The organism is Corynebacterium bovis DSM 20582 = CIP 54.80 (genome assembly GCF_030408615.1).
GTDB lineage: Bacteria > Actinomycetota > Actinomycetes > Mycobacteriales > Mycobacteriaceae > Corynebacterium > Corynebacterium bovis.
Genome location: NZ_CP047187.1, coordinates 1328326 through 1345249 on the forward strand (window position 1 = coordinate 1328326; position 16924 = coordinate 1345249).

Sequence of the window (16924 nt, forward strand, 5' to 3'; positions counted from 1 at the left end):
AGACTGTACCGCTGTCTCACCGTCCAACATCCACCCAGAGGGAGTGTCACGTGGCAACCACCGCGGATTTCAAGAACGGCATCGTGCTGAAGCTGGACAACAAGCTGCAGCAGATCATCGAGTTCCAGCACGTCAAGCCGGGCAAGGGGCCCGCGTTCGTCCGCACGAAGCTCAAGGACGTCGTCTCCGGGAAGACCGTGGACAAGACGTTCAACGCCGGCGTCAAGGTCGAGATCGCGACCGTCGACCGGCGTGACATGACCTTCCTCTACAACGACGGCACGAACTACGTCCTCATGGACGACAAGAACTACGACCAGGTCGAGCTGCCGCCGCACCTCATGGGTGACGGCGCGCGCTTCCTCCTCGACAACTCCCCGGTCCAGGTCTCCTTCCACGACGGCGAGCCGCTCTTCGCCGAGCTGCCCGTCTCCGTCGAGCTCACGGTCCAGCACACCGACCCGGGCCTGCAGGGCGACCGCTCCACGGGCGGCACGAAGCCGGCGACCCTCGAGACCGGCGCCGAGGTCCAGGTGCCGCTGTTCATCGAGACGGGCAACGTCGTGAAGATCGACACCCGCGACGGTTCCTACCTGTCCCGCGTGAACTCCTGATTCGGCGGGACACGGTGACTGACCAGCCGAACACGTACAAGCGGAAGGGCTCCCGCCACAAGGCCCGGCAGCGCGCGGTCGACCTCCTCTTCGAGGCGGAGTTCCGGGACGTCGACCCGGTGGAGATCGCCCACGAGCGCATCGAACTCTCGCGTGACCAGGCCAACCAGGTCCGTCCGGTGTCCGACTACACCCTCCGGGTCGTCGAGGGGGTCGCGACGGGTCTCGACGAGATCGACGCCGCGATCGCCGGGCACCTGTCCAGCGAGTGGAGTCTCGACCGGCTCCCGGCCGTCGACCGGGCGGTCCTGCGCGTCAGCGTCTGGGAGCTGACGGAGAACCCGGAGGTGCCCGACCGCGTGGCGATGTCCGAGGGGATCGCCCTCGCCGAGGAGTACTGCCACGACAAGGCCCCCGGCTACGTCAACGCCGTCCTCGACGGCATCGCCCGCGAGGTGCGTGACCGGCGCGACGCGGCGGCCGCGGACCGTCAGGCGGCGGAGGATCTCGCCCTCGCGGACGCGGCCGCGGCCCGCCGGGAGGTGGAGGCGGCGGTCGACGCGCTCGTCGACACGTCGGACGAGACCGGCGGGAGCGGGGACGCCGACGCCGGCACCGGGGCCGGGGCGGACGCGACCGGCACGGACGCGACCGGCACAGCCGCGACAGACGGCACCACCGGGACCGGCCCGGAGGGGGAGACCGGGGGACCGCAGGCCTGAGACGGCACCGGGGGAGGGGGACCCCCGTGCCGGGCGGGGTGGTAGACTCCTGGCCTGAAGACTGACGACCGTCAGTGGACATCCTTTAACGGACCGCACTGTGAGGCGGGGAAGGAGGTCACGATGAGTCAGACAGGTCATACCGGGGACACCGGTGCGGAGACGCGCGTCCTTCTGGACGGGGACGACGTCTCCCGTACTGTCGCACGCATCGCGCACCAGATCATCGAGAAGACCGCCCTGGCGCCGGGGGGACCGGAGGCGCGTCCGGGCGCGGGGGACGGGCCGGCCGTCGGTGCGCCGGTCATCCTGCTCGGCATCCCGTCGCGGGGGGTTCCGCTCGCCCGCCGGCTCGCGGAGAAGGTCTCGGAGTTCAGCGGGGTCGACGTCCCGCACGGGGCCCTCGACGTCACGCTGTACCGGGACGACCTCGGGTCGCGCCCGCACCGGGCGCTCGCGTCGACGGACATCCCGGCGGACGTCGAGGGGGCGACCGTCGTCCTCGTCGACGACGTCCTGTACTCGGGCCGGACGATCCGCGCGGCGCTCGACGCGCTGCGGGACGTCGGCCGGGCGGGGGTCGTCCAGCTCGCCGTCCTCATCGACCGCGGGCACCGGGAGCTCCCGATCCGCGCGGACTACGTGGGCAAGAACATCCCGACGTCGCGCTCGGAGGACGTGTCCGTCGAGCTCAGCGACGTCGACGGGGTCGACCGGGTCACCCTGCGCCGGTCGACGGAAGGAGACCTGTGAAGCACCTGCTCAGCGCCGACGACCTCACGCTCGGCGAGATCACCGCGATCATGGACGAGGCCGACCGGTTCGGGGAGGTGCTCCGCGGCCGGGAGGTCAAGAAGCTGCCGACGCTCCGCGGCCGGACGGTGTTCACCCTCTTCTACGAGAACTCCACGCGCACCCGGTCGAGCTTCGAGACCGCCGGGAAGTGGATGAGCGCCGACGTCATCAACATCTCCGCGTCGAGTTCGTCGGTGTCGAAGGGCGAGTCCCTCCGGGACACGGCGCAGACCCTCCGGGCGGTCGGCGCGGACGCGATCATCATGCGTCACCCCAGTTCCGGGGCGGCCCGCCAGGTCGCCGGCTGGGTCGGCTCCGGCCCGGACGGCATCAGCGTGGTCAACGCCGGGGACGGGGCCTCCCAGCACCCGACGCAGGCGCTCCTCGACGCGGTGAGCCTCCGCCGGCACTTCGGTGACGTCGCGGGCCTGCGCATCGCGGTCGTCGGGGACATCCTCCACTCCCGGGTCGCGCGGTCGAACGTCGCGGTGCTCCGGCGGCTCGGGGCGTCCGTCACGCTCGTCGCCCCGCCGTCGCTGCTCCCGACGGGGGTGGAGACCTGGGGGGTCGACGTCACCTACGGGCTCGACGACGTCCTCGGCGACGTCGACGCGGTGATGATGCTGCGCGTCCAGGCCGAGCGGATGAACGGCGGGTTCTTCCCGTCCCACCGGGAGTACGCGCGCCGCTACGGCCTCACCCGCGCCCGCCTCGACGCGCTCGGCCCGGACGGCGTCGTCCTCCACCCGGGGCCGATGCTCCGCGGGATGGAGATCAGCGACGACGTCGCCGACGACCCCCGCACCCTCGTGCTCGACCAGGTGACCGCCGGGGTGCACGTCCGCATGGCGGTGCTGTTCACCCTGCTCGTCGGCACCGACGGGGCGACGGGGGAGGAGGACCGGTGACGGGCACGCCGAACGACCGCCGGACCGGGACCCCGGCCTCCACGCCGGAGCCGACGCCGCAGTCCACGCCGCAGCCCGCGTCACCGACCACGCCCCGGGACACGCACCCGGGCGCGCCGCAGACCAGCCACCCCGACCGGCCGGGACGCCGGTCACCCGACCCCCGAGGAGACGCCCCCATGACCGGAACCGACGGCACCGGCACCCCCGCCGCGACGGACCAGTACCCGCCGACCGGGCGGCTCGCCCCGGCCGCGTCGGGCGAGGTCCTGCTCTCCGGTGTCCTCGTCTACGGCGAGGGTGAGCCGACGGACGTCCTCGTCCGCGACGGTGTCATCGCGTCGATGACCCCCACCGCCGACGGCCGGCCGGAGGGGCTCTCCGCCGACGCGGACGTCCTCGAACTCGACGGGCAGGTCCTCCTGCCGGGCCTCGTCGACATGCACGTCCACCTGCGTGAACCCGGGCGTGAGGACACGGAGACGATCGCCACCGGGTCCGCCGCCGCCGCCCGCGGCGGGTTCACCGCCGTGTTCACCATGGCCAACACCTCGCCGGTGACGGACAACCCCTCGATCGCCGAGGCGGTCTGGCACAAGGGGCAGGCGACGAACCTCTGCGACGTCCACCCCGTCGGCTCCATCAGCCGGGACCTCGCCGGCGGTGAGCTCACGGAGTTCGGGATGATGGCGGAGTCCGACGCGAAGGTCCGCATGTTCTCCGACGACGGCAAGTGCGTCCACGACCCGCTGCTCATGCGCCGCGCGATCGAGTACGCCCGCGGCCTCGACGTCCTCCTCGCCCAGCACTGCGAGGAGCCCCGGCTCACCGAGGGCGCCGTCGCCCACGAGGGCCCGACGGCCGCCCGGCTCGGCCTGCGGGGCTGGCCCCGGGTCGCCGAGGAGTCCATCGTCGTCCGCGACGCGATCATGGCGCGCGACTACGGCGGGCGCCTCCACATCTGCCACGCCTCGACCGAGGGCACGGTGGAGCTGCTCCGCTGGGCCCGCGCGCAGGGGATCCCGGTGACGGCGGAGGTCACGCCCCACCACCTGATCCTCACCGACGAGCGGCTGGAGACGTACGACGGCGTCAACCGCGTCAACCCGCCGCTGCGGGAGGACCGGGACGTCGCCGCCCTCCGGCAGGCGCTCGTCGACGGGGTCGTCGACTGCGTGGCGACCGACCACGCCCCGCACGGCTCGGAGGAGAAGTGCTGCGAGTTCGACCGCGCCCGGCCCGGGATGCTGGGCCTGGAGACGTCGCTCGCGCTCATCGCGCGGATCTTCGTCCTCGACGGCGACCGGGACTGGCGCTTCGTCGCCCGGGTCATGTCGGAGCTGCCGGCGGAGATCACCCGGCTGCCCGGCCACGGCCGCCCGCTCGCCGTCGGTGAGCCGGCGAACCTCTGCGTCGTCGACACCGGCCGCACGTGGACGGCCCGCGGCGCGGAGCTCGCGTCGAAGGCCCGCAACACCCCGTACGAGGGTATGGACATGCCCGTCAAGGTCAGCACGACGCTGCTGCGCGGCCGCGTGACGTGCCGCGACGGCGAGGTCGACGGGGTGACCGCATGACCGCGCAGCCCGGCCCGACCCGTCGCGGTCGCGTCCCGGCACCGACAGCCCCCACACCATCATCGACAGGAAGAGCACCCCAGTGAGCAGCACCCACACCCCCGCCGCCCTCGTCCTCGCGGACGGCCGCGTCTTCCGGGGCCGCGGGTTCGGCGCCCAGGGCACGACCCTCGGCGAGGCGGTCTTCACCACCGGCATGACCGGCTACCAGGAGACCATGACCGACCCGTCGTACCACCGGCAGATCGTCGTCGCGACGGCCCCGCACATCGGCAACACCGGCTGGAACGACGAGGACGGCGAGTCCCGCGGCGACCGGATCTGGGTCGCCGGCCTCGCCGTGCGCGACCTCTCCCACACCGTGTCGAACTGGCGGGCCGACCGCAGCCTCGAGGAGGAGATGACGGCCCAGGGCGTCATCGGCATCCGCGGCATCGACACCCGCGCGGTCGTCCGCCACCTGCGGGACCGGGGGGCCGTCGCCGCCGGGATCGTCAGCGGGGACGACGCGTTGCTGCCCGAGGACGAGCTCGTCGCCCGCGTGGCCGCGCAGCCCGGCATGGAGGGGGCGGACCTCGCCTCGGAGGTCACGACCCCGGAGGTGTACGTCGTCGAACCGGAGGGTGAGACCCGCTACACGGTCATCGCCTACGACATGGGCATCAAGACCAACACCCCGCGCAACCTCGCCCGCCGCGGCGTGCGCACCGTCGTCGTCCCGGCCGGGACCGACCTCGACTCGCTGGCGGAGTGGGACTACGACGGCGTCTTCGTCTCGAACGGCCCCGGTGACCCGGCGACCGCCGACGCGACGGTCGCCCAGGTCCGCACCGTGCTCGAGCGGAAGATCCCGTTCTTCGGCATCTGCTTCGGCAACCAGATCCTCGGCCGCGCCCTGGAGATGGAGACGTACAAGCTGAAGTTCGGCCACCGGGGGATCAACGTCCCGGTGCTCAACCACGTCACCGGGAAGATCGACATCACCGCGCAGAACCACGGCTTCGCGCTCCGCGGGACGCCGGGGGAGACGTTCGACACCCCGTTCGGCCCGGCGGTCGTCACGCACACCTGCCTCAACGACGACGTCGTCGAGGGTGTGGCCCTCGCCGACGGCAGCGCGTACTCCGTCCAGTACCACCCCGAGGCCGCGGCGGGCCCCCGTGACGCCAACCCCCTGTTCGACCAGTTCATCGAGCTCATGGAGCGCCGCCGCGCCGGCGGCGACCCGCAGCCGACCACGACCGCACCGACCGCACCGTCCGCACAGCACGACACGAAGGGCACCGAGTAAATGCCGAAGCGTCCAGACATCAACCACGTCCTCGTCATCGGGTCCGGCCCCATCGTCATCGGCCAGGCCTGCGAGTTCGACTACTCCGGGACGCAGGCCTGCCGGGTCCTCAAGGAGGAGGGCCTGCGGGTCACCCTCATCAACTCGAACCCGGCGACGATCATGACGGACCCGGAGTTCGCCGACCACACGTACATCGAGCCGATCCAGCCCGAGTACATCGAGAAGATCTTCGAGGCCGAGCGGGCCGCCGGGCACCCGGTCGACGCCGTGCTCGCGACGCTCGGCGGCCAGACGGCCCTCAACGCCGCGATCCAGCTCGACCGGCGGGGTGCACTCGAGCGCCACGGCGTCGAGCTCATCGGTGCGGACATCGAGGCCATCGAGCGCGGTGAGGACCGGCAGAAGTTCAAGGACATCGTCGCCCGCGTCGGCGGCGCCTCCGCCCGCAGCCGGGTGTGCCACACGATGGACGAGGTCCACGAGACGGTCGCCGAGCTCGGCCTGCCGGTCGTCGTCCGGCCGTCGTTCACGATGGGCGGGCTCGGCTCCGGCCTCGCGTACACGGACGAGGACCTCGACCGCATCGCCGGCGGCGGCCTCGCCGCGTCGCCCGAGGCGAACGTGCTCATCGAGGAGTCGATCCTCGGCTGGAAGGAGTACGAGCTCGAGCTCATGCGGGACGGCAAGGACAACGTCGTCGTCGTGTGTTCCATCGAGAACGTCGACGCCCTCGGCGTCCACACCGGTGACTCCGTCACCGTCGCCCCGGCGATGACCCTCACCGACCGGGAGTTCCAGGCGATGCGCGACCAGGGCATCGCCATCCTCCGCGAGGTCGGCGTCGACACCGGCGGCTGCAACATCCAGTTCGCCGTCAACCCGGACGACGGCCGGCTCATCACCATCGAGATGAACCCGCGCGTGTCCCGGTCCTCCGCGCTCGCGTCGAAGGCCACCGGCTTCCCCATCGCGAAGATCGCGGCGAAGCTCGCCATCGGCTACACCCTCGACGAGATCCGCAACGACATCACCGAGGTCACCCCCGCGGCGTTCGAGCCGACCCTCGACTACGTCATCGTCAAGGCCCCGCGGTTCGCCTTCGAGAAGTTCCCGGGCGCCGACGACACCCTGACGACGACGATGAAGTCCGTCGGCGAGGCGATGGCCGTCGGCCGCAACTACGCCACAGCGCTCAACAAGGTCATGCGGTCGCTCGAGACGAAGGAGGCCGGGTTCTGGACCCGGGACGACGCCGTCATCGCCGGGGACCGGGCGACCGACGTCGCCGCGGTGCTCGAGGACCTCCGCCGCCCGACCGAGGGGCGGATGTACGACATCGAGCTGGCCCTGCGCCTCGGCGCCTCCGTCGACGAGGTCCACGAGGCCTCCGGCGTGGACCCGTGGTTCCTCCACGAGGTCCGGGCGCTCGTCGAGTTCCGGGGGACGCTCGCCGCGGCCCCGGTGCTCGACGAGCCGCTGCTCCGCGAGGCGAAGTTCCTCGGCCTGTCCGACCGGCAGATCGCGGCGCTGCGCCCCGAGCTCGCCGGGGAGGACGGGGTGCGCCGGCTGCGCTGGTCGCTCGGCGTCCGCCCGGTGTTCAAGACCGTCGACACGTGTGCGGCGGAGTTCGAGGCGAAGACCCCCTACCACTACTCGTCCTACGAGCTCGACCCGCAGGCGGAGTCCGAGGTCGCCCCGCAGACCGAGCGGGAGAAGGTCATCATCCTCGGTTCCGGGCCGAACCGCATCGGCCAGGGCATCGAGTTCGACTACTCGTGCGTCCACGCCGCGCTGGAGCTGTCCCGCGTCGGCTACGAGACCGTCATGGTCAACTGCAACCCGGAGACGGTGTCCACCGACTACGACACCGCCGACCGCCTGTACTTCGAGCCGCTGACCTTCGAGGACGTCATGGAGGTCTACCACGCCGAGTCGGAGTCCGGCACGGTCGCCGGGGTCATCGTCCAGCTCGGCGGCCAGACCCCGCTCGGGCTCGCCGACCGGCTCGCGGCCGCCGGCGTGCCCGTCGTCGGCACGAGCCCGGAGGCCATCAACCTCGCCGAGGACCGCGGCGAGTTCGGTGCCGTGCTCGAGCGCGCGGGCCTGCCGGCCCCGGCCTACGGCACCGCGACCTCCTTCGACGAGGCCCGCGCCGTCGCCGACCGCATCGGCTACCCCGTGCTCGTCCGGCCGTCGTACGTCCTCGGCGGCCGGGGGATGGAGATCGTCTACGACGAGGCCTCGCTCAGCGACTACATCGACCGGGCCACGGAGATCACGACCGACCACCCGGTGCTCGTCGACCGCTTCCTCGACAACGCGATCGAGATCGACGTCGACGCGCTGTGCGACGGCGAGGAGGTCTACCTCGCCGGGGTCATGGAGCACATCGAGGAGGCGGGGATCCACTCCGGCGACTCGTCGTGCGCACTGCCCCCGATGACCCTCGGGGAGGGTGACATCGACACCGTCCGCCGGTCGACGGCCGCCCTGGCCCACGGCATCGGCGTCCGCGGTCTCATGAACGTCCAGTTCGCCCTCAAGGACGACATCCTCTACGTCATCGAGGCCAACCCGCGGGCGTCCCGCACGGTCCCGTTCGTGTCCAAGGCGACGGGGGTGCAGCTCGCGAAGGCGGCGGCGCGGATCATGCTCGGCGCGACCGTCCGGGAGCTCGTCGACGAGGGCATGCTGCCGGGCGACCGCGACGGCGGCTCGCTGCCGATGGGCCACCCCATCGCGGTGAAGGAGGCGGTCATGCCCTTCAACCGCTTCCGGAGCCCGGACGGGAAGGTCCTCGACTCCCTGCTCAGCCCGGAGATGAAGTCGACGGGCGAGGTCATGGGGCTCGACGCCGACTTCGGCACCGCCTTCGCGAAGTCGCAGGAGGGCGCGTTCGGGCCGGTGCCGACGTCCGGCACGATCTTCGTGTCCGTGGCGAACCGGGACAAGCGCACGCTCATCCTCCCGATCCAGCGGCTCCACTCCATGGGCTTCGAGATGCTCGCGACGCACGGCACGGCCGGGATGCTCCGCCGCAACGGTGTCGACTGCACCGTCGTGGCGAAGCAGTCGGACGCCGAGGCGACCGGCGGGCGGTCGATCGTCGACGACATCCGGGAGGGGCGCGTCGACCTCGTGCTCAACACCCCCGCCGGGTCCGCCGGCGCCCGGCACGACGGTTACGACATCCGCGCCGCCGCGGTCAACGTCGGCGTGCCGTGCATCACGACGGTCCAGGGCGCCGTGGCGGTCGTCCAGGCCATCGAGGCGCTCATGGACACCGAGACGGTCGTCCGGGCGATCCAGGACATCGACCATGACGGCGGTGACCGGGACGACGCGGGGGAGACCCGGTGACCGGCCCCGGTGGGTCCGTGTCCGGTGCGGGGGACGACGCCGCCCGGCCCGTCCCCGGACCGGAGCCGTCGTCCCCGGTGCCGACCTTCGGCGACCGCTTCCTCGCCCGGGCGCGGGAGCACGGGCGGCTCTGCGTGGGCATCGACCCCCACCCGGGGCTGCTCCGGGACTGGGGCCTGCCCGTCGACGTCTCCGGCCTGCTGGAGTTCTCGCGGCGCTGCGTGGAGGCGTTCGCCGACGAGGCGTGCCTGGTCAAGCCCCAGGTCGCGTTCTACGAGGCCTTCGGGTCCGCCGGGTTCGCGGTGCTGGAGGAGACCCTCGCCGCGCTGCGGGGGACGGGGGCGCTCGTCGTCGCCGACGCCAAGCGCGGTGACATCGGGTCGACGATGGCCGGGTACGCGCGGGCGTGGACGGACCCCGCGTCGCCGCTGCGGGCCGACGCCGTGACGGTCTCGCCCTACCTCGGGGTCGGGTCGCTCGCCCCGGTCGTCGAGGCGGGGGAGCGGACGGGGACCGGGGTCATCATCCTCGCCGCGACGTCGAACCCCGAGGGGCCGCAGGTCCAGGGGGCCGACGCGGGCGGCCGGTCGGTCGCGCAGGACGTCGTCGACCGGGTCTCCGCGCTCAACGCCGCCGCCGTCGCGCGGGGCGGTGCGGGCACCGTCGGCGTCGTCGTCGGGGCCACGGTGACCGACCCGCCGCGGCTCGACGAGGTCGGTGGCGTCGTGCTCATGCCGGGGGTGGGCGCCCAGGGCGGCACCGCCGCGGACGTGCGGCGGATCGCCGGCGCCGCGGAACGGCTGGTGAGCCCGAACATCTCCCGCGGGGTGCTCGCGGCGGGGCCCGACGTCGACGCGCTGCGCGCGGCGGCCCGCGACGCCTCGGCGCTTTTCAGGTGAAACATTTAGTTGCCGCAGGTCGTAGTGCTACACTGTGACTCGTTGTTTCCGCCGGGGCCGGCCGAGACCGGCTCAGCACCGGGCGTACCGTCCCTCGTGACGAGACCGGGACGAGACCCCCTCCGGCTGTCACCGACGGCCCGGGAACGGGGGCGCTGGTTGCCAGCGTCCGCCCGCCCCCCTAGGATTCGTCGGGACACCCGGGCGGACAGCTGCACCCGTGCAGCGCTCATCACCGCCCGCGGTCAGGAACACCGTTCACAACCCGTAATGACAGACACCGAGACAGACGGAGGAACCCCGTGGCCCTTCCCCAGTTGACCCCTGAGCAGCGCGCAGAGGCGCTCAAGAAGGCGGCCGAGGCCCGCAAGGCGCGCGCCGAGCTCAAGGAGAAGCTCAAGCGAGGCGGCACCGACCTCAAGAAGGTCCTGAAGGACGCCGACAGCGACCCGATCCTGGGCAAGATGAAGGTGTCGGCCCTCCTCGAGGCCCTCCCCAAGGTGGGCAAGGTGAAGGCACAGGAGATCATGACCGAGCTGGAGATCGCCCCGACGCGCCGCCTGCGCGGTCTCGGCGACCGCCAGCGCCGGGCCCTGCTGGAGCGCTTCGGCTTCGAGGCCTAGTTTTGAGCGGAGACCTGCCGAAGGGTCGTCTCGTCGTCCTCGCCGGTCCGTCGGCGGTGGGGAAGTCCACCGTGGTCAACCGCCTGCGTGAGGACGTCCCCGGACTGTACTTCAGCGTGTCGATGACCACCCGGTCACCGCGCCCGGGGGAGGTCGACGGCCGCGACTACTTCTACGTCAGCCGCGAGGAGTTCGAGAGGAACGTCGCCGACGGTCTCATGCTGGAGTGGGCCGAGATCCACGGCGGACTCCAGCTGTCCGGCACCCCGCGACGTCCGGTCGAGGAGGCACGGGCCGCAGGCCGTCCCGTCCTCGTCGAGGTGGACCTCGAGGGGGCGCGGAACGTCAAGCGCATGATCCCGGAGGCTGTGACGGTCTTCCTCGCGCCGCCGTCGTGGGACGCGCTCGTCGAGCGCCTGACCGGGAGAGGCACGGAGTCCGACGACGTCATCGCCCGTCGGCTCGACACCGCCCGCCGGGAGCTCGCCTCCCAGGACGAGTTCGACCGGGTCGTCGTCAACGACGACGTCGACACGGCGGTCGCGGCGATCAGCGCCGTTCTCACCGGGGACTGACCCGCCCCGTCCGGGCCGGCCGGCGCCGCGGCGCCGGCACCCGACCCGGTGTCCGAGAACACGAGAACACACACCGACCCCCGGTCGCCGGGGGCCCAGCGATCACAAGAGAAGGTTCCAAGTGGCAGTCCAGGACGTGAACGAGAACGACACCGTGTTCGACCCGCCGGTCGGCATCACGAACCCGCCGATCGACGAGCTGCTGAAGAAGGTGTCCTCGAAGTACGCCCTCGTGATCTTCGCGGCCAAGCGCGCGCGGCAGATCAACGACTACTTCCAGACGGTCGACGACGGCGTCTTCGAGTTCGTCGGTCCGCTCGTGACCCCGGACATGCAGGAGAAGCCGCTGTCCATCGCGCTGCGGGAGATCAACCGCGACCTGCTGGAGCACACGGAGGGCTGAGCCCGCCGTCACCCGACCCCCGGACCTGCCCGTCAGGTGCCGGGGGTTCCGCGTGCCCGGGGACGCCCGCGGGCGGGCTGCTAGGCTCGGCACCCGTGACGAACTCCACGACGAGCACCACCCCCGCCGGCGCCGGCACCACCCCGGGCCACGCCGGTACCGCCCCTGCCGCCGCAGGCACCGCCCCTGCCGCCGCAGGCACCGACGCCGCCGGCCCGACCGCGACATCCCCGGACGGGGGTCCGGGCGGCCGGCGGCTGCGCGTCGTCGTCGGCGTCGGCGGCGGCATCGCCGCGTACAAGGCCTGCCAGGTGGTCCGCACGTTCACCGAGGCCGGCCACGACGTGCGGGTCATCCCCACGGAGGCCGCCCTGCGGTTCGTCGGGGCGGCGACGTTCGAGGCCCTGTCCGGCAACCCGGTGAGTACGACGGTGTTCGACAACGTCGACGAGGTCGAGCACGTGCGGCTCGGCCACGAGGCCGACCTCGTCGTCGTCGCCCCGGCGACGGCCGACCTCATGGCCCGGCTCGCGCACGGTCGGGCGGACGACCTGCTCACGGCGAGCTGTCTCGTCGCGACGTGTCCCGTCGTCCTCGCCCCGGCGATGCACACCGAGATGTGGCGGCACCCGGCGACGCGGGACAACGTCGCCCTGCTGCGCTCCCGGGGGACGGTGGTCCTCGAGCCGGCGCACGGCCGCCTCACCGGCGCGGACAGCGGCCCCGGCCGGCTGCCGGACCCGGAGCACATCGCGCACCTCGGCCTCGCGGCGGTCGAGCGGCCGGGGATCTTCCGCCGCACCCTCGAGGGGTGCACCGTCGTCGTGTCCGCCGGCGGCACGCGCGAACCGCTCGACCCCGTGCGTTTCCTCGGCAACAGTTCGTCGGGCCGGCAGGGGTTCGCCGTCGCCGACGTCGCCGCCCAGCGGGGGGCGGAGGTCCGGATCGTCGCGGGCGCCGTCGACGAGCTGCCGCTGCCGTCCGGCGCGACGGTCGAGCAGGTGGAGACCGCGCGGGAGATGGAGGCGGCCGTCGTCCGGGCGGTGACGGGCGAGGGGTGGGCCCGCCCCGCGGCCGGCACGGACCCCGACGGCACCGCCCCCGACACCGACGCCGCCGACCCCGCGTCCCCGGCCGACGTCCTCGTCATGGCCGCCGCGGTGGCGGACTACCGGCCCGCGGTGACGGCCGACGCGAAGCTGAAGAAGGGCGGGGACACCCCGCTCGACCGCCTCGAGCTCACGGAGAACCCGGACATCCTCCGCGGCGTCGTCGACCGCCGGGCGGCGGGCACGGTGCCGGCCGCCCTCCGGATCGTCGGTTTCGCGGCCGAGACGGGAGACCCGGAGCACACCCCCCTCGAGCACGCCCGGGCGAAGCTCGCCCGCAAGGGGTGCGACATCCTCATGTGCAACCCGGTCGGGTCCGGCCGGGTGTTCGGCCGGGACGACAGCAGCGGCTGGCTGCTCCGCTCGGGGGTGGAGGGCGAGACCGTCGTCCCGCCGGGATCGAAACTGCTGGTCGCAGCCGCGATCCTCGACGAGGTGGATGCGGCGCGGGAGGCCGCGGAGCGGCCCTCGGGGCCGGTGGGGTGACGGGGCCCCGGACCTCTTCCCGGACACAGACCACTCAGTCCACTATGATCTCTGGGGAATGTGAACCATGAAGAGGCCGGCCACCGCCTGAGGAGACCGACCAGCACCAGCGTACAGAGAGTGAATCACCGTGCCCCTCCGCCTTTTCACCAGTGAGTCCGTCACCGAAGGTCACCCGGACAAGATCTGCGACGCGATCTCAGACTCCATCCTCGACGCCATGCTCGCCGAGGACCCGCAGAGCCGCGTCGCCGTCGAGACCGTCGTCACCACCGGCCTCGTCCACGTCGTCGGCGAGGTGAGGACGAAGGGGTACGTCGAGATCCCCCAGATCGTCCGCGGCACCCTCACCCGCATCGGTTTCACCTCCTCGGACATGGGCTTCGACGGCACGACGTGCGGCGTGTCCGTCTCGATCGGCGCCCAGTCGCCGGAGATCGGTGAGGGCGTCGACAACTCGCAGGAGACGCGCGGGGTCGAGGGGGAGGTCGACGACGACGACCGCCTCGGCGCCGGCGACCAGGGCCTGATGTTCGGCTACGCCACGAACGAGACCCCCGAGTACATGCCCCTGCCGATCTCGCTGGCCCACCGGCTCGCCCGGCGACTCACCGAGGTCCGCAAGGAGGGCATCGTCCCCGGGCTGCGGCCGGACGGCAAGACGCAGGTCACGCTGGCCTACGACGACAACGACAAGCCGGTCGCCATCGACACCGTCGTCATCTCCACCCAGCACGACGAGCGCTGGCGCGGGCCGGACCAGCAGGCCTCCCTCGCGGCGACGCTGCGCCAGCACGTCCTCGACCACTGCATCGCCGAGGCGGGCCTGACGCACCTCGTCACCCCGGACATGACGCTCCTCGTCAACCCGTCCGGGTCGTTCATCCTCGGCGGCCCCGCCGGTGACGCCGGGCTGACCGGGAGGAAGATCATCGTCGACACGTACGGCGGCATGGCCCGTCACGGCGGCGGGGCGTTCTCCGGCAAGGACCCGTCGAAGGTGGACCGGTCCGCCGCGTACGCCATGCGGTGGGTGGCGAAGAACATCGTCGCCGCCGGGCTGGCGGACAAGGCGGAGGTCCAGGTGGCGTACGCGATCGGCCGGGCGCGGCCCGTGGGGGTGTACGTCGAGACCTTCGGGACCGGCACCCTGTCCGACGGCGAGATCCAGGAGGCCGTGCTCAAGGTCTTCGACCTCCGCCCGACGGCGATCCTCCGCGACCTCGACCTGCTCCGCCCGATCTACGCGCAGACCGCGGCGTACGGCCACTTCGGCCGGACGGACATCGACCTGCCGTGGGAGCGGACCGACCGCGTGGACGACCTGCGCGCCGCCGCGGGGCTCAGCGTCTGACGGACGGCTCCCCGGGCGGGGGACGCCACGGGGCCCGGCCGGCGGTCGTCCCCGCGGCGTGGCCGGGCGGGGGGCTGTGGACGCCCGGGGTCGCCGGGGACGACCGCAGGGTAGAATCCGCGCCATGAGTCCGGAGCCCGCACCCGCCCCGGTCGCGGTGCCGAGCGGCCGCCCCGTGGCGCACGTCCTGCCCCTCATCGGGGTGCCGCACCTCGACCGGGGGTTCGACTACGCGGTCCCGCCGGAGATGGACGGCGACGCCCGCCCCGGGGTGCGGGTCCGGATCCGTTTCGCCGGCCGGCTCGTCGACGGCATCGTCCTCGACCGGCGGCGCACCACCAGCCACGTCGGGGACCTCGCCCCGCTCCGGCGGGTCCTCAGCCCGGCGGTCGTCGTCCCGGAACGCCTCCGCGTCCTCGTCGACACGCTCGCCGAGCGGTACGCGGGCGTGCGCTCGGACATCATCCGGGCGGCGGTCCCGCCCCGGCACGCGGCGGCGGAGAAGGCCGGCCTCTACGGGGGCGGCGCGGGGTGGGAGGACCTCTACGGGTCACTCGTGCCGGTGGACGAGCTCACGGACACGGCGGTGTCGGCCGCGCGGGAGGGGTGGGGCCGGTACGTCCACGGCGGGGCGTTCGTCGACGCCGCCCTCGCCGGCCGGGCCGCCCGCGCCGCGTGGCTGCCGTCACCCCGCGAGGACTGGGCGCTGCGCGTCGCCGAGCTCACCGCCGCCGTCGCGTGGTCGGGGGGCGGGGTGCTCGTCGTCGTCCCGACCGTCCGCGACGTCACCCGGGTGCGGGACGCCCTGCGGACGTTCCTCTCCGCCGCGCAGATCACGACGATGACCGCGGGGGAGGGCCCGGCGGCCCGGTACCGGAGTCACCTCGCCGTGCTCGCCGGGCAGGGCCGGGTCGTCGTCGGGACGCGGTCCGCGGCCCTCGCCCCGGTCGTCGACCTGCGGCTCATCGTGCTCACGGGGGAGGCCGAGGACGCGCTCGTCGACCCCCGGGCACCGTACATCCACGCCCGCGAGGTGCTCCGGCTCCGGTCCGCGCAGGAGGGGACCGCCCTCGTCGTCGGCGACCTCACCCGGTCGGCGGAGGTGCAGCGCCTCGTCGAGGACGGCGAGCTCGCCACGCTCCGCGCCCCCCGGGAGACCGTCACGGCGGAACTGCCGTGGACGCAGGGCGTCGAGGACTCCGCGACCGCCCGGGAGCGGGACCCGCACGCCGCCCACTCGCGGGTGCCCTCCGTCGCCTTCGCCGCGTTGCGCGCCGCGCTCGACGCCGGCCGCCCCGGGCTCGTCTCGGTGCCCCGCCGGGGGTACGCGCCGTCGGTGGCGTGCGCGACGTGCCGCACCCCGGCCCGGTGCCGCCGGTGCAACGGTCCCCTGGAACTCCCGGCGACCCGGCCGGACGAGCCGGTCACCCCGCGGTGCCGGTGGTGCGGGCGGGCCGAACCGCGGTTCACGTGCACGACGTGCGGCGGTCACGGGTTGCGGATGACGGTCGTCGGGCAGGACCGCACGGTCGAGGAGCTCGGCCGGGCGTTCCCGGGGGTCGAGATCCTCGCGTCGAGCGGCGCGCGGCCGCGGGAGCGCGTCGGCGACGGGGGGAGGCTCGTCGTCGCCACGCCCGGCGTCGAACCCCTCTGCCCGGGGTACGGCGCCGCCGTCATCCTCGACCCGTGGCTCACGACGGGCCGGGCGGACCTCCGGGCGCGGGAGACGGCGCTGCGGCAGTGGTCCCGCGTGGCGTCGCTGGTCGTCCCCCGCTCCGACGGCGGCCGGGTGGTGGTGGCCGGCGACGCGACCGACCCCACGGTCCAGCAGCTCATCCGGTGGGACCCCGAGGGCGCGGCGGCCCGGGAACTGCGGCTCCGGGAGGAGGCCGGGTTCCCCCCGGCCGTGGTCATGGCCGCGGTCGACGGGACGGCGGAGACGCTCGCCCAGCTCGAGGAGTACTGGCAGCCGCCGGAGGGGACCGAGGTGCTCGGCCCCGTGACCCTCCCGCCGGGCGTGCGCCCGCCGGCCGGCCTCGCCCCGGGGGAGGAGGACCTCGCCCGCCGCATGATCGTCCGGACACCCACCGCCGGGGCGGCCGAACTCGGCGCGCGGCTGCGCACGGCCCAGGCCCAGCGGAGCACGCACCGGCGGACCGGCCCGCTGCGGGTGGTCATCGACCCGGTGCGGATCGGATAGGGTGA

The 16924-nt window shown here is 73.3% G+C and carries 13 protein-coding genes and 1 pseudogene; all 14 read left to right on the top strand.

What is annotated here, in order from left to right; translation table 11 throughout:
* Positions 1-50: 50 nt before the first annotated feature.
* The 14 genes and pseudogenes from efp to CBOVI_RS05375 all read left to right on the top strand — a co-directional run bounded on the left by efp (position 51) and on the right by CBOVI_RS05375 (position 16919).
* Positions 51-614 carry an elongation factor P gene (efp, locus tag CBOVI_RS05310; protein ID WP_010266093.1) on the top strand — a complete coding sequence of 188 codons (564 nt, stop codon included), beginning with the start codon at positions 51-53 and terminating at the stop codon, positions 612-614.
* A 14-nt stretch (positions 615-628) separates the two neighbouring features.
* Positions 629-1135: pseudogene (gene nusB, locus CBOVI_RS05315) on the top strand (transcription antitermination factor NusB); the annotation flags it as partial.
* 324 nt (positions 1136-1459) lie between these two features.
* The gene (gene pyrR, locus CBOVI_RS05320; protein ID WP_010266099.1) at positions 1460-2089 is read left to right on the top strand and encodes a bifunctional pyr operon transcriptional regulator/uracil phosphoribosyltransferase PyrR; all 630 of its coding nucleotides are present in this window, start codon (positions 1460-1462) and stop codon (positions 2087-2089) included.
* The gene (locus CBOVI_RS05325) at positions 2086-3039 is read left to right on the top strand and encodes an aspartate carbamoyltransferase catalytic subunit (protein ID WP_010266102.1); all 954 of its coding nucleotides are present in this window, start codon (positions 2086-2088) and stop codon (positions 3037-3039) included. Before pyrR ends, CBOVI_RS05325 begins: the two co-directional genes overlap by 4 nt.
* Before the next feature lie 179 nt (positions 3040-3218).
* Positions 3219-4616: a dihydroorotase gene (locus tag CBOVI_RS05330; protein ID WP_010266106.1), complete on the top strand. Its 1398-nt coding sequence runs from the start codon at positions 3219-3221 to the stop codon at positions 4614-4616.
* 82 nt (positions 4617-4698) lie between these two features.
* Complete coding sequence (gene carA, locus CBOVI_RS05335; protein WP_010266110.1) at positions 4699-5907, top strand: glutamine-hydrolyzing carbamoyl-phosphate synthase small subunit; 1209 nt, start codon at positions 4699-4701, stop codon at positions 5905-5907.
* Positions 5908-9270 carry a carbamoyl-phosphate synthase large subunit gene (gene carB, locus CBOVI_RS05340; RefSeq protein WP_010266113.1) on the top strand — a complete coding sequence of 1121 codons (3363 nt, stop codon included), beginning with the start codon at positions 5908-5910 and terminating at the stop codon, positions 9268-9270.
* A 77-nt stretch (positions 9271-9347) separates the two neighbouring features.
* The gene (gene pyrF, locus CBOVI_RS05345; RefSeq protein WP_029157747.1) at positions 9348-10169 is read left to right on the top strand and encodes an orotidine-5'-phosphate decarboxylase; all 822 of its coding nucleotides are present in this window, start codon (positions 9348-9350) and stop codon (positions 10167-10169) included.
* Positions 10170-10471: 302 nt separating this feature from the next.
* Positions 10472-10792, top strand: a complete 321-nt coding sequence (gene mihF, locus CBOVI_RS05350; protein WP_029157748.1) for an integration host factor, actinobacterial type — start codon at positions 10472-10474, stop codon at positions 10790-10792.
* A gap of 2 nt (positions 10793-10794) precedes the next feature.
* A complete protein-coding gene (gene gmk, locus CBOVI_RS05355; RefSeq protein WP_029157749.1) occupies positions 10795-11367 on the top strand; it encodes a guanylate kinase in 573 nt (190 codons plus the stop codon).
* A gap of 121 nt (positions 11368-11488) precedes the next feature.
* Positions 11489-11770 carry a DNA-directed RNA polymerase subunit omega gene (rpoZ, locus tag CBOVI_RS05360; RefSeq protein ID WP_010266123.1) on the top strand — a complete coding sequence of 94 codons (282 nt, stop codon included), beginning with the start codon at positions 11489-11491 and terminating at the stop codon, positions 11768-11770.
* 257 nt (positions 11771-12027) lie between these two features.
* Positions 12028-13365 carry a bifunctional phosphopantothenoylcysteine decarboxylase/phosphopantothenate--cysteine ligase CoaBC gene (gene coaBC / locus CBOVI_RS05365; RefSeq protein ID WP_050798211.1) on the top strand — a complete coding sequence of 446 codons (1338 nt, stop codon included), beginning with the start codon at positions 12028-12030 and terminating at the stop codon, positions 13363-13365.
* 130 nt (positions 13366-13495) lie between these two features.
* Positions 13496-14719: a methionine adenosyltransferase gene (metK, locus tag CBOVI_RS05370; protein WP_010267108.1), complete on the top strand. Its 1224-nt coding sequence runs from the start codon at positions 13496-13498 to the stop codon at positions 14717-14719.
* A 124-nt stretch (positions 14720-14843) separates the two neighbouring features.
* The gene (locus CBOVI_RS05375) at positions 14844-16919 is read left to right on the top strand and encodes a primosomal protein N' (protein WP_010267106.1); all 2076 of its coding nucleotides are present in this window, start codon (positions 14844-14846) and stop codon (positions 16917-16919) included.
* Positions 16920-16924: the final 5 nt, after the last annotated feature.